The sequence below is a fragment of the Lysobacter sp. DMC97 genome (assembly GCF_056313745.1).
The window spans coordinates 571,164-583,942 of record NZ_JBQUZR010000001.1; the positions used below are offsets into that span (position 1 = coordinate 571,164).

The following is a 12,779-nucleotide window of genomic DNA, read 5'->3' on the forward strand; positions in this document are numbered from 1 at the left end:
CCCGGGCCCGGCGCCCCCGGGACACCGGCGGTTTGCCCCGTCCGGGCGGACCGGCTACAATCCCGCGGCTTCGCAGGGCCCTGCCTCGCGAACCGCCCACGACGGGCGTCACCGTCGAATCCACACCCGCCGCACAGTCCCGTTCCGGGGTGTCCCGAGGCCGTCAGGCCGAAGGATCTGGAAACGGCGCGACGGGGAGGCCCAACCCCGGAACCACGCCCCCGCTCCGGCGGCGGCACCGCCACACCATTCCCGGCGGCCGGTTCCCCATTCGGAGTCATGCAATGCCCCAGATCACCATGCGCCAGATGCTGGAAGCCGGCGTCCATTTCGGCCACCAGACCCGCTACTGGAACCCGAAGATGGGTCCGTACATCTTCGGCGCCCGCGGCAAGATCCACATCATCAACCTCGAGAAGACCGTTCCGCTGTTCAACGACGCGATGAACTTCATCTCGGGCGTGGCCCAGCGCCGCGGCATCATCCTCTTCCTCGGCACCAAGCGCAGCGCGCGCGACGCGGTGAAGGAAGAGGCCGAGCGTTGCGGCATGCCGTACATGACCCAGCGCTGGCTGGGCGGCACGCTGACCAACTTCCGCACCGTGAAGCAGTCGGTCGCCCGCCTGAAGGAACTGGAAGCCGGCGAAACCGACGGCACCTTCCAGAAGCTGGTCAAGCACGAAGTCCTGAACCTGCGCCGCGAGCGCGACAAGCTTGACGCCTCGCTGGGCGGCATCAAGGACATGAACCGCCTGCCCGACGCGCTGTTCGTGATCGACATCGGCCACGAAGACATCGCGATCAAGGAAGCCAAGAAGCTCGGCATCCCGGTCGTCGCGGTCGTCGACACCAACTACGATCCGGCGCTGGTCGACTACGCGATCCCGGGCAACGACGACGCCATCCGCGCCGTGCAGCTGTACGCCCGTGCCGCCGCCGACGCGGTGCTGGAAGGCAAGGCCGCCGCGCCGCAGGCCGCTTCGGTCCGCGAGGAAGACTTCGCCGACGCCGATGGCGAAGGCAAGCGTGGCCCGCGCGGCCCGCGCGGTCCGCGTGGCGACGGCAAGAAGCCGGAAGGCCGCAAGCCGGAAGCCGCCGCCGAAGCGCCGGCCGCGGAGTAATCCGCAGGCTTCACGCCCGCGTCATCCGGCCGCGCCACCATGCGCGGCCGGTCGCGCCGCCCGGCAGCCTGCCCGGATCGTCCCGGCAAGTCCTGCAGCGACAATTCCGTTCCAACTGATGCGCGGCGGCGACATGCGCCACCGCGCTCGATTCCACACATTCGAGGTTTCCCATGGCTGAAATCACCGCCACCCTGGTCAAGGAACTGCGCGAGCGCACCGGCGCCGGCATGATGGAGTGCAAGAAGGCGCTCACCGAAAACAACGGCGACCTGGAAGCGTCCGCCGAGTGGCTGCGCAAGCAGGGCATCATCAAGGTCGAGAAGAAGGCCGGCCGCGTGGCCGCCGAAGGCCGCATCGCGGTCGCCCAGGACGGCGGCAAGGCCGTGCTGGTCGAGGTCAACTCCGAGACCGACTTCGTCGCCAAGGACGAGAACTTCATGGCGTTCGCCAACGCCGTCGCCCAGGCCGCCCTGGCCTCCGGCGCCGCCGACGTCGAAGCGCTGAAGTCGGCCAAGGTCGCCTCGGGCGAGACCGTCGAGGAAGCCCGCGCCGCCGCCGTCGCCAAGCTCGGCGAGAACCTGCAGGTCCGTCGCCTCGTCCGCGTCGACTCGGCCAACACCGTGGCTGCCTACGTGCACAGCGGCAAGATCGGCGTGCTGGTCGAAGTGGCCGGCGGCGACCTCGATTTCGCCCGCGGCGTCGCCATGCACATCGCCGCGATGAACCCGCCGCACAACAAGGCCTCCGACGTCCCGGCGGAATTCATCGCCAAGGAAAAGGAGATCGAGCTGGCCAAGATGTCCGAGAAGGACAAGGCCAAGCCGGCGGAAATCCTCGAGAAGATCATCGGCGGCAAGATCGCCAAGATCATCAACGAGAACACGCTGTACGGCCAGGCCTACGTGCTGAACACCGACCAGACCGTCGAGCAGGCCGCCAAGGCCGCCGGTGCGGACGTCGTCGGCTTCCAGCGCCTCGCCGTCGGCGAAGGCATCGAGAAGGTGGTCGAGGACTACGCCGCGGAAGTGGCGAAGGCCATGCAGGTCTGATCTTAGACAGGTCTGATCCTCGCGGATCACGCCCGCCGCACCATCGGCAACACGAAGAACCCGCGGGCGACCGCGGGTTTTTTGTTGCCTGCACAACGATGGCGGCGCCCGGCCGGCGTCAGCCGCCGCAGCCCGCGGGCCGCGGCGACGTGCCCGCCGCCGGGCACAGCTCGTACACCTGCGTCGCGTGCGCCGGCACCACGAGCGTGTCGCCCAACGGCACGGCCGGCGTGCCCGCGAACACGTCGCGCGCCGTCGTCGCGCCGCGCAGCCCCTCGGTGAAGCGGTCGAGCGTCACCGACACCGGCGCCTCGTTGCGGCCGAGCACCACCATCAGCCGCTGCACGCCGTCGTCGCGGAAGTAGACGTAGACGCCCTGCGCCGGCATGTAGTGCAGGAACCGGCCGCGATGCACCGCGGTCGCGGTCCTGCGCCAGGTCAGCAGCGTGCGCATCCACGCCTGCATCGCGGCCTGCCGCGGCGACAGCCCGGCACCGGTGAAGGCGTTCACCGCGTCGCCCGGCCAGCCGCCAGGGAAATCGCGCCGGGCCGCGGCATCGTCGCGCTCGGTCGGGCTGGTCATCAGCACTTCGGCGCCGTAGTAGATCTGCGGCACCCGCGGGATCGTCGCCAGGTACAGCAGCGCGAGGCGGTAGCGCGCGTCGTCCTCGCCCAGCACGCTCCACAGTCGCGGCATGTCGTGGTTGCCTTCGATCGCGACCAGCCGCAACGGCGCCGTGAACAGCCGGTCGTTCACCATCGCCTCGTACAGCCGGCGCAGGCCGTTGCCGCCGTATTCGCCTTCGGGTTCGACCAGCGCCTTGCGCAGCGCTTCCTCCAGCGGGAAGTCCATCATGCTCGGCATGCCGGGCTTGCCGTCGACCCAGCCGTTCGTCCAGCGCGCGACGACCGCGGGATGGCTGCTCCACTCCTCGCCGACCATCGAGAAATGCGGGTATTCCTGCAGGATCCGCCTCGTCCATTCGGCGAGGAAGACGTTGTCGGAATAGCCGTAGGTGTCGACGCGCAGCCCCGACAGTCCCGCGTATTCGATCCACCAGATCGCGTTCTGGATCAGGTACGTCGCCAGCAGCGGCTGGCGCTGGTCGAGGTCGGGCATCGACTCGACGAACCAGCCCTGGGTGAAATCGTCGCGATCGACCTGCGCCGCGTAGGGATCGGCCAGCGCGGTGCGCCCGTGCCGCGTCGGCACGAAGCGGCCGCCGTGGGTGATCCAGTCCTGCGTCGGCGGATCGCGCAGCCACGGGTGATGGTCGCCGATGTGGTTCGGCACCACGTCCTGGATCACGCCCAGCCCGTGCGCGCGCGCCTTCGCGACGAACGCGCGGTATTCGGCGTTGCTGCCGAAACGCGGATCGATGCGGTAGAGATCGGTGGCCGCGTAGCCGTGGTAGGAGTACGCCGGCTGCGCGTTCTCGATCAGCGGCGTGGGCCAGATCTGGGTGTAGCCCATGCCCGCGATGTAATCGAGGTGATCGGCCATGCCGCGCAGGTCGCCGCCATGGCGGCCGGAGGGCGCGCTGCGGTCGGCGGGGTCCCCATAGCCGGCCACGCGGTCGTTGCGCGGATCGCCGTTCGCGAACCGGTCGGGCATGAGGTTGAGGATGACGTCGCGACCGTCGAAACCACGCCGCTCCGCGGACCCGGGCGTGCGCGCCTGCAGCGGGTAGCGCAACGCCTGCACGCGGCCGTCGCGGGCGAGCCGCAGGGTCAGGTCGCCCGGCGCAGCGTCGGCGGCGATGGCGAGGTCGACGAACAGATAGTTCGGACTGTCGCCGCGGACCGTGCCGAGCAGCCGCACGCCCGGCGTGGGCGCGAGGCTCGCCTCGGCGGCGGCGATGCCCGGCGCCGCCAGCATCAGTTGCACGCGCGGTTCCTTCATGCCGACCCACCAGTTCGGCGGGTAGACGGCGATCCCGGGCGGCCGCGCCGCCGACGCCAGCCCGGCGACCAGCCAGAGCATCGCCAGCCCCGCGGACCACCACCCTCGCCGCCGATTGCCGGGCGTTGCCCGCGCATGCCTGTCTGTCATCGCCGTTCTTCCCCTGCCGATCGCGGCGATGGTGGCATGGCTGCCGGCGGCCCGCACGCCCCCGAAAGGCGCCATCGGCGACCGGATTCGCGTCGAACTGTGACGGAGTTCGACATGGACCTAACAGTTCTGTGAGTGTCGGGCCGGGGAGTCCCTTGGCTACGCTGCCGGCTCCCCCGCTCAGGAATCATTCGCATGCGCCTTCGACTCCACGCCCTTCCGCTCGCGATCGGCGCGGTCCTGGCCTTGCCCGTCATGGCCCAGGACGCCGCCCCCACCACTGCGCGGCCCAGCCCCGCCGACGGGCAGGCGTCCGAGCTGGACACGGTCGTGGTCACCTCGACCAAGCGCGAGGAGCGCATGCAGGACGTCCCGGCCGCGATCAGCGTGATCGGCGCGAAGGACATCGACACCGCCGGCCTGGCCACCGCCGCCGACATTGCGCCGCTGGTGCCCGGCTTCGTGATGGTGCCGCTGTTCGGCTCCTCCGGTTACAACCCGGTGATCCGCGGCCTGTCGACCACGATCGGCGAACCCAACGTCGGCTTCTTCGTCGACGGCGTCTACATGCCCTCGCGCGCCGGGCTGGACTTCATGCTCGACGACGACATCCAGCGCATCGAGGTCGCGCGCGGGCCGCAGTACGCGCTGTACGGGCGCAACACCTTCGCCGGCGCGATCAACGTGGTCACCCGGCCGCCGGGCAACGACTTCGACGGCTCGGCGCGCCTCCGCGCAGGCAGCGACGGCCTGCGCGAAGGCAACGCGGGGATCGCCGGGCCGCTGGTCGCGGACCGCGTGTACTACCGCGTCGGCGTGCTCGCCCGCGACAGCGACGGCCACTACGAGAACGAAAAGACCGGCGGCGCGCTCGATGCCAGCCGCCGGCGCGGCGCCTCCCTCACGCTCGACACCTATCCGGGCGAACGCTTCGATGCGCGCCTGCACCTGCTGTACGACGGCCTGCGCGACGGCGACGTGGCGCAGCGTTTCCTGTCCAACAACGGCGGCTTCGTCGCCCGCTACAACGACCTGCAGCAGTACTTCGGCGACCTGCCGACGCTCGACGACGGCTACGCGATCACGCCAGGGCATTTCGACCGCGACAACACGCTCGGCGCGCTGACGCTGCATTACAACGCCGACGCCGGCAAGTTCACCGCGATCACCGCGTACAACCGGCTGCACGTCGACCAGCGCTACGACGCCGACTACACGCCGGTCGACATCGCCGAAGCCGGCACCCGCGGCACGCAGACGCAGTGGAGCCAGGAGTTCACCTTCGCCACCAGCGGCGAGCGCCGCGTCGACTGGCTGGCCGGCGCGTACGTCTACGATTTCGAGGACGACCACGACGACGTCAGCCGCTACGTCGGCAGCGCCGCGCCGCTGGGCGGCGTGCTGGCCGCGAACGTCGAGAAGACCCGCAGCCGCGCGCTGTTCGGGCAGGCGACGTGGCACGTGACCGACCACTGGTCGCTGGGGCTGGCGATGCGCTACACGGTCGAGGACAAGTCCATCGACGTGGTGCAGACCAACCTGCCCAGCGCCACCGCGCCGGCGGGCTCGGTGCTGACCACGCACCTGTCGCAGCGCTTCGAACCGTTCACGCCGGGCGTGTACCTCACCTGGAAACCGACCGACCGCAGCACGTGGTTCGCGAGCGCGGTGAAGGCGATCAAGGTCGGCGGCTTCAACAGCCTGATCACCAACGGCGCGATCACGCCCGCCGAGCGCCGCTACGACGCCGAGCGCAGCATGAACTACGAGGTCGGCGGCAAGTTCAGCCTGCTCGACGGCCGCCTGCTGCTGGAAGCCGACGCCTACGCGATCCGCTGGGACGACCAGATCGTGCGCAGCATCGGCCAGCTCGGCGCAGTGCTGAACGTCAACGCCGGCCGCACGTCCTCGCGCGGCGTGGAAACCAGCTTCGAATTCCGCCCGACCACCGCGTGGACGCTGCGCGGCGGCGCGAGCTGGAACCGTTCGGTGTACGACGACTACCTCTTCCCGCTGATCGGCGCGATCGGCGGCGATCCGGACCTGTCGGGCAAGCCGTTGCAGTACAGCCCGAAATGGACCGCGAACCTCGGCGCGATGCGCACGTTCGCGTTCGGCGACTGGACCGGCTACGTGCGCGGCGACGCGCAGTACCGCGATCGCATGGCCGCGGTGCAGACCGCCACCGCGACCGTGCCGGCGTCGACCCGCGTGAACCTGCACGCCGGCGTGCGCCGCGGGCCGGTCGAAGTCACCGTGTGGGTCGACAACGTGTTCGACGACGACGCGGCGAGCGCGGCGCTGTTCCTCACCGACCCGGCGACGGTGTTCGAGTTCGCGACGCACCAGCGTCCCGGCCGGCAGTTGTTCCAGCCGCTGGTGTCCGCTCCGGTGCCGCGCACGTTCGGCGTCGGCCTGCGCTACTCCTTCTGAGCGGGATCGCCATGGACGCCGCGATGATGGACCCGGACGATTACTACGCGCTCGCGACGAAGCGCAATCTCGGCATCGTGTCGCGCGAGGAGCAGGATCGCCTGCGCCGCTCGCGCGTGGCGATCGTCGGCATGGGCGGCGCCGGCGGCATCTACCTGACCACGCTCGCGCGCATGGGCGTGGGCCGCTTCAGCATCGCCGACTTCGACACCTTCGGCGTCGTCAACACCAACCGGCAGGCGGGCGCGATGTCCAGCACCGTCGGCCGGCCGAAGGCGCAGGTGATGGCGGAGATTGCGCGCGACATCCAGCCGGGCGTCGACATCCGCGAGTTCGGCGAGGGCGTCGGCCCGCACAACATCGAGGACTTCCTCGACGGTGCCGACGCGGTGCTCGACGCGATCGACGTGTTCGCGCAGCCCGCGCGGCTGCTGATGTACCGCACCGCACGGGCGATGGGGATCCCCGTGTTGTTCGGCGCGCCGCTGGGGCTGTCCGGCACGATGGGCGTGTTCACCGCCGACGGCATGACCTACGAGGATTACTTCGACCTGCGCGACGACATGGCGCCGTTCGACATCATGATGCGGTTCCTCGTCGGCCTGGCGCCGAAGGGCCGGCACTGGACGTACATGGACGCCGCGCACGTCGTGCCGGAGGAACAGGCGGGTCCCTCCTCGGCCGCGGCGATCAGCCTGATCGCGGGTATGGTCTGCACCGAGACGCTGGTGGCGTTGCTCAAGCGCCGGCCGCTGCGCGCGGCGCCGGCGTTCTGCCAGTTCGACGCGTATCTCGGCGAGTTCCGCCGCGGCCGCCTGCGCTGGGGCAATCGCGGGCCGCTGCAGCGGCTGAAGCTGCGCGTGGCGGAAAAAAAGTTCGGGCACCTCGCAGACACGTTCAACCGCGCCGGCTTCCAGGCGCTGCCGGGCATGGACACCCCGTCATGACCATCTTCCGGTCGTGGCTGGCGCGCCTGCGCATCGCGGCGATGGTGCGCAAGGTCGAACGCGCCGACAGCCTGCGCGACCTGCAGCGCTTCGCGCTGCGCCGGCACGCGGACGCGGCGGCGCTGGCGACGCCGACGGTGCGCTGGACCTATCGCGAGGTCGAGGATCGCGTGCGGCGCCTGGTGGGGGCGTGGCGCGCGGCGGGCGTGCGCAAGGGCGCGCGGGTGGTGGTGCTGCTGCCGGACGAATGGCCGCAACTGGTCGTGCGCTTCGCCGCGACCGAGGCCGGCGCGGTGCTGGTCGGCTTCACGCCCGCGCATTCCGCGGCGCTGGTGACGCAGGCCGTGCGCGATCTCGCCCCGGCGCTGCTGATGATCGACCTGTCGCGGATGCCGGCCGGCTTCGTCGAGGCGCACGTCGCCGCCGGCGGCGCACCGATCTGGGATTGCGGGCCGGACGGCGATCTCGAAGCGCGTCTCGCAGCGTCGACGCCGATGGCGAGCGACGAGGCGATCGGCCCCGACGACGCGCTGGCGCTGGGCTTCACCTCCGGCACCTCCGGCGTGCCGAAGCTGCTGGCGCTGAAGCACGCGCCCTACCTGCACAGCGTGAGCCTGCTGCTGCTCAACCTCAGCGACCCGCCGCGCGAACGGTCGCGGATGCTGGTCGGCATTCCGCTCTCGGGCGCCGGCAGCGGCGTGGTGCTGCCGACGCTGCTCGGCGGCGGCGAGATGATCCTCGCCCGCGACTACACCGCCGACGCGCTGATCGACGCGCTGCGCGCCGAGCGCCCGTCGCACCTGTTCACGACGCCGAGCCTGCTGATCGACCTGCTCGACCACCCGGACCTGACCGCCGCCGACATGGCCAGCCTGCGCCAGGTGATCTACGGCACTGCGACGATGCCGGTCGCGAAGCTGCGCGAAGCGCTGATCCGGTTCGGCACGATCTTCCAGCAGGGCTACGGCATGTCCGAAGCGCTGCCGCCGATCGCGATGCTGCCGCCGGACGCGCACGTCGACGACGGCCTGGAACCGCAGGCCAGCGTGTTGTCGTCGTCGGGCTTCATCGCCAGCGGCGTCGGCCTGGAAGTGCGCCACGACGACGACCGCGTCGCCGCTGCCGGCACGATCGGCAGCATCTGGGTGCGCACGCCGACCGTGTTCGAAGGCTACGTCGGCCGCGCGGACCTCAACCGCGACGTGCTGCGCGACGGCTGGTACTGCACCGGCGATCATGGCTACTTCGACCCGGCCGGACGCATCCACGTGCTCGATCGCCAGCAGAACCTGATCGAACGGCCGCAGGGTCGGCTGTATCCGCGGATCGTCGAGGATCGCGCGCACGAATGCCGGCACGTGAAGGAAGCCGCGCTGGTGCAGGCGCGCGGCCAGGTGTGGCTGTGCGTGTCGCTGCGGCGCGCTAGCCGCGGACTCGATCACGCGCAGATCGAACGCGACCTGCGCGAACGCCTCGACACCACCCTGCCCGACTGGCAACGGCCGGATCGGCTGCTGATCGTCGACGAACTGCCGCGCAGCTTCCTCGCGAAACTGCTGCATCGCGAGGTGCGCGACGGCATCGAACGCGGCGCACTGGACAACGACATCGGCGTCGGCGCGCACGCCGAAGGCACGCAGGCCGGAGCCCGCGCATGACGCCGGCGCAGGCCGGCACGTGGCGGCTGCTGGGCTACGGCAGCGGCAGCATGGCGCTGTCGGCGTACTACCTCGTCAGCGGCTTCTACCTGCTGTTCGCCACCGCCATCCTCGGCGTGCCCGCGGACATCGCCGGGCTGATCATGGCGCTGTCCACGCTGTGGGACGCATTGATCGACCTGCCGCTGGGCTGGTGGTCGGACCGCACGCGCTCGCATCGCTTCGGGCGGCGCCACGGTTTCATGGCGATCGGCGGCCTCGCCACCGCCGCGCTGACCGTCGCGCTGTGGGCGACGCCGCACGGGCTGGGCCCGGTCGCGACCGCGCTGTGGCTGGGGGCGGCGATGATCGGCCTGAAGACCGCGATCGCGGCCTTCATGATTTCGCACACGGCGCTGGGCGGCGAGATCGTGGACGGCTACGACGCCCGCACCGTCGCGCAGGGCTACCGCGCGGCGTTCCAGGTGCTGGGCATGCTGTTCGCGCTGGTCGGCAGCAACCTGGTCTTCTTCCGGCCCACCGCCGCATTCCCGCAGGGGCAGCTCAACCCGGCGGTCTACGCGCCGATGGGCGTGGCCTGCGCCGTGCTGGCGCTGCTGGCCACCGCGACCACGCTGGCGGGCACGTGGAGCTTCATCCCGCGGCTGCGCGCGCCGATGGCCGCGCACCGCGTCGGCATGCGGGCGATGCGCGATCTCCTGCGCGACCGCAACCTGCGCGCCCTCGCGCTGACGATCCTGTGCATCGAGCTGACGCTGCAGATCGGCATCTCGCTCGCCAACCACATCTATACCTACACCTACCGGCTGTCCGGGCCGCAGATGGGCGTGCTGGGACTGGCGCTGCTGGGCGCGGCCGCGCTGTCGCAGCCGCTGTGGATCCGCCTCGGTCGTCGCTTCGACAAGAAGCCGACGCTGATCGTCGCCGCGCTGGTGGCGATCGGCGGGTTCGCGCTCGGGCCGCTGGCGCACGTGGCCTGGGGCTGGTTCCCGCTGGCACCGGCCGGCCACGTGGTGATGACGCTGCTGCCGTTCCAGGTGCTGGCCGGCGCGGGCACCGGCGCGTTCTGGTCGCTGCCCTACGCGATGGTCGCCGACTGCGCGGAAGTGCACGAGCGCCGCACCGGCGAATCCGTCGCCGGCAGCTACACCGGGCTGTACGTGTTCGCGTACAAGGTCGGCAGCAGTGCCAGCATCGCCGCCAGCGGCTGGCTGCTGCACCGCATCGGCTACGACCCCGCCCTCGCCGTGCAGGGCGAGGCCACGCGCTACTGGCTGGCGGTGACGCCGGCGCTGCTGATCCTCGCCGGCACGCCCGTCGCGCTGCTCGCGCTCAGTCGCTATCGCCTGACCCGCGCCGCGTTCGCGACGGCGGCCCCGGCCCGAGACCCGACCGGCATCACGGTCCATGCGCCCCCCGATTGCTAGGATGCGGACGGACCGGCGCGACGCCGGCCGCACGATCCACGGCGCAGGGGGGCCTACACCGGGGAGCATCCGATCCATGCACGCAACGGCGCTGGCGACCGAACTCTCGCCTCACCTGCTGGACGCGCGCGAGCGCTCCCGCCTGGCGGACTGCCGGGTCCGGCTGGAGACCGCCTCCAGCAACGACGAGGTCATGGCCTGCATGACCGACATCCGCGAGTGGCTGGACCTGCAGGAATTCCTGCTGTTCTCCTCCACCCTGTCGTACGACGACCACCGCATCCTCGGGCTCGGCCACGATGCCGCGTGGATGTCGCTGTACCTGCGCGAAGGCTTCGCCTACGCCGATCCGATCGTCAACGAGATCTTCGAGGGCAACGAATTCTTCCCGCGACCGCCGCTGGTCCGGCTGGAAGCGTTGCCGCGCGGCGCCTTTCCGCAGGGCACGCTGTTCCGCCGGCTGTGCGACGCCGCCCGCGATTTCCGGCGGCCGCTGGAAGGCTTCTCCGGCGGCCGCGTGCAGGACGGCCGCTTCCTGCTGATGTCGGCGCCGATGCGCGCCCGGACCCGGCATGCCGGCAGCGGCCCGATCCTCGCCACGCTGTTCCCGTCGCTGATGCAGGCGCTGTCGCGACTCGGCGACAGCGCCTCGTCCAGCGTTCGCCTGAGCCTGCGCGAGATCCACCTGCTGGAGCTGCTGGCCGAAGGCCACAGCGACGCGGAGATCGCCGCTGCGCTGGGCATCGCCCAGGCCACGGTGCGCTTCCACCTGCAGAACCTGTTCCAGAAGCTGGAAGCGCGCAACCGCTGCCACGTGATCACGAAGGCGCACCGCCACGGGCTGCTGCCGATCCGGCGACCGGTCTGATCGCGCCGGCACCCGGTATCGGCGGGCTCAGTCGAACAGCCCGCCGCCGCGACCGTTGCCCGCGCCGCCGCGATGCTGGAACGCGACTTCCTCGAACGGCTGCACCACGACCCAGCCCTCGCCGGCGAACTTCAGCTGCAGGCTCTCGCCCGACGCGCGGCCGACGAAGGTCCGCAGGCTGATGTCGGTGACCAGCTCCGGCAACAGCCCGCCCGACCACGCCACGGTCGCGTTGGGATCGGTGAACACCGGCCCGGTGGCCGCGCTCACTGGCAGCGTCAGCGGATCGTAGTGCGAAGTGATCGCCACCAGTCCGTGTCCGCCCAGCTTCATGTTGAACAATCCGCCACTGAGCATGCCCGCACCGCGACGCATCATGTGGATCTCGCTGGTCACCGACGATTCCAGCGCCAGCACGTCGTTGCCGTTGACGAAGATCGGCTCGCCCTCCAGCCGCAGCAGGGTGATCTTCTTGCCGACGTCGGCCAGGTACACGCGGCCGCGGCCTTCCACGCGCATCAGGTGCATGCCCTCGCCGCTGATCGCCTTCTTGAACAGCGTGCCCAGGCCCTGCTCCAGCAGTCCCTGGCGGGTGAAGCGGATGTCGCCCTTGCGCGCGATCATCGAGCCCGCCTTCGCCCAGACCATGCCGTCGACGCGGGCTTCGAGGATGCGCGCGCTTTCCAGCTCGAACGTGTCGGACACGAGGTCGCGCTCGCCGGTGCGGGACACGAAGTCGTCGAGGCTGTGCACGGTCATGGGGCGCTCCGCGGTGGATGACCGGGGCATTGTGGCCGCCACCGTCGACGGGCACCATCCCGGGCCATCGCCTCCCGGAATGCCGCCATGCGCCCGACCTCGTCCATCGTCCGCCTCCCGTCCACCGCCGACGGCGCCGAACGCACGCCGGTGGCGGCGGATCGCCTCGTCGCCGGCACGCCCGCGCAGGCCGTGGCCAACGCGTGGTCCGATCCCTCGAACGCCTTCCACTGCGGCGTGTGGGAAGGCGATGTGGGCACCTGGCGGGTGCGCTACACCGAACACGAGTTCTGCCACCTGCTGGCCGGGCGCGTGCGCCTCGTCGACACTGCCGGCAACGAAGCCGTGTTCGGCCCGGGCGAAAGCTTCGTCATCCCGGCCGGTTTCGAAGGGCTGTGGGACGTGCTGGAACCTGCGCGCAAGCTGTACGCGGTGTACGAACCGGCCGGCTGATCGCACCA

At 70.8% G+C, this 12,779-nt stretch carries 10 protein-coding genes; 8 read left to right on the forward strand and 2 right to left on the reverse strand.

The window, feature by feature from the left end; translation table 11 throughout:
• Positions 1 to 284 precede the first annotated feature (284 nt).
• Together rpsB and tsf are read left to right on the forward strand one after the other, a co-directional pair.
• A complete protein-coding gene (gene rpsB / locus ACT53Q_RS02055) occupies positions 285 to 1,121 on the forward strand; it encodes a 30S ribosomal protein S2 (RefSeq protein ID WP_476184983.1) in 837 nt (278 codons plus the stop codon).
• Between the two features lie 173 nt (positions 1,122 to 1,294).
• The gene (gene tsf, locus ACT53Q_RS02060) at positions 1,295 to 2,173 is read left to right on the forward strand and encodes a translation elongation factor Ts (RefSeq protein ID WP_476184984.1); all 879 of its coding nucleotides are present in this window, start codon (positions 1,295 to 1,297) and stop codon (positions 2,171 to 2,173) included.
• Positions 2,174 to 2,291: 118 nt separating this feature from the next.
• Here tsf and ACT53Q_RS02065 read toward each other — a convergent pair whose 3' ends face one another.
• Positions 2,292 to 4,157 (reverse strand): glycoside hydrolase family 13 protein, encoded by a 1,866-nt coding sequence (locus tag ACT53Q_RS02065; RefSeq protein WP_476184985.1) that lies wholly within the window; start codon positions 4,155 to 4,157, stop codon positions 2,292 to 2,294.
• Positions 4,158 to 4,421: 264 nt separating this feature from the next.
• Between ACT53Q_RS02065 and ACT53Q_RS02070 the strand changes: the two genes are divergently transcribed.
• The 5 genes from ACT53Q_RS02070 (at position 4,422) to ACT53Q_RS02090 (ending at position 11,559) form a co-directional block, all read left to right on the forward strand.
• The gene (locus tag ACT53Q_RS02070; protein WP_476184986.1) at positions 4,422 to 6,659 is read left to right on the forward strand and encodes a TonB-dependent receptor; all 2,238 of its coding nucleotides are present in this window, start codon (positions 4,422 to 4,424) and stop codon (positions 6,657 to 6,659) included.
• Positions 6,660 to 6,670: 11 nt separating this feature from the next.
• Complete coding sequence (locus ACT53Q_RS02075) at positions 6,671 to 7,606, forward strand: ThiF family adenylyltransferase (protein WP_476184987.1); 936 nt, start codon at positions 6,671 to 6,673, stop codon at positions 7,604 to 7,606.
• Complete coding sequence (locus ACT53Q_RS02080) at positions 7,603 to 9,264, forward strand: class I adenylate-forming enzyme family protein (protein ID WP_476184988.1); 1,662 nt, start codon at positions 7,603 to 7,605, stop codon at positions 9,262 to 9,264. Before ACT53Q_RS02075 ends, ACT53Q_RS02080 begins: the two co-directional genes overlap by 4 nt.
• On the forward strand, positions 9,261 to 10,691 hold the full coding sequence (locus ACT53Q_RS02085) for an MFS transporter (protein WP_476184989.1): 1,431 nt from the start codon (positions 9,261 to 9,263) through the stop codon (positions 10,689 to 10,691). Before ACT53Q_RS02080 ends, ACT53Q_RS02085 begins: the two co-directional genes overlap by 4 nt.
• 76 nt (positions 10,692 to 10,767) lie before the next feature.
• Positions 10,768 to 11,559 (forward strand): helix-turn-helix transcriptional regulator, encoded by a 792-nt coding sequence (locus tag ACT53Q_RS02090; RefSeq protein WP_476184990.1) that lies wholly within the window; start codon positions 10,768 to 10,770, stop codon positions 11,557 to 11,559.
• Between the two features lie 27 nt (positions 11,560 to 11,586).
• On the opposite strand, the gene ACT53Q_RS02095 is transcribed toward ACT53Q_RS02090, so the two are convergent.
• Positions 11,587 to 12,318 carry an AIM24 family protein gene (locus tag ACT53Q_RS02095; protein ID WP_476184991.1) on the reverse strand — a complete coding sequence of 244 codons (732 nt, stop codon included), beginning with the start codon at positions 12,316 to 12,318 and terminating at the stop codon, positions 11,587 to 11,589.
• A gap of 87 nt (positions 12,319 to 12,405) precedes the next feature.
• Between ACT53Q_RS02095 and ACT53Q_RS02100 the strand changes: the two genes are divergently transcribed.
• Positions 12,406 to 12,771, forward strand: coding sequence for a cupin domain-containing protein (locus ACT53Q_RS02100; protein ID WP_476184992.1), 366 nt, complete (start codon positions 12,406 to 12,408; stop codon positions 12,769 to 12,771).
• Positions 12,772 to 12,779: the final 8 nt, after the last annotated feature.

Bases quoted from the DNA above. Each gene is read 5' to 3' on its own strand.
- ACT53Q_RS02080 (WP_476184988.1), top strand. From the start codon at position 7,603: ATGACCATCTTCCGGTCGTGGCTGGCGCGCCTGCGCATCGCGGCGATG.
- ACT53Q_RS02095 (WP_476184991.1), bottom strand. From the start codon at position 12,318: ATGACCGTGCACAGCCTCGACGACTTCGTGTCCCGCACCGGCGAGCGC.
- ACT53Q_RS02065 (WP_476184985.1), bottom strand. From the start codon at position 4,157: ATGCTCTGGCTGGTCGCCGGGCTGGCGTCGGCGGCGCGGCCGCCCGGG.
- ACT53Q_RS02075 (WP_476184987.1), top strand. From the start codon at position 6,671: ATGGACGCCGCGATGATGGACCCGGACGATTACTACGCGCTCGCGACG.
- ACT53Q_RS02090 (WP_476184990.1), top strand. From the start codon at position 10,768: ATGCACGCAACGGCGCTGGCGACCGAACTCTCGCCTCACCTGCTGGAC.
- ACT53Q_RS02085 (WP_476184989.1), top strand. From the start codon at position 9,261: ATGACGCCGGCGCAGGCCGGCACGTGGCGGCTGCTGGGCTACGGCAGC.
- ACT53Q_RS02070 (WP_476184986.1), top strand. From the start codon at position 4,422: ATGCGCCTTCGACTCCACGCCCTTCCGCTCGCGATCGGCGCGGTCCTG.
- ACT53Q_RS02100 (WP_476184992.1), top strand. From the start codon at position 12,406: ATGCGCCCGACCTCGTCCATCGTCCGCCTCCCGTCCACCGCCGACGGC.
- tsf (WP_476184984.1), top strand. From the start codon at position 1,295: ATGGCTGAAATCACCGCCACCCTGGTCAAGGAACTGCGCGAGCGCACC.
- rpsB (WP_476184983.1), top strand. From the start codon at position 285: ATGCCCCAGATCACCATGCGCCAGATGCTGGAAGCCGGCGTCCATTTC.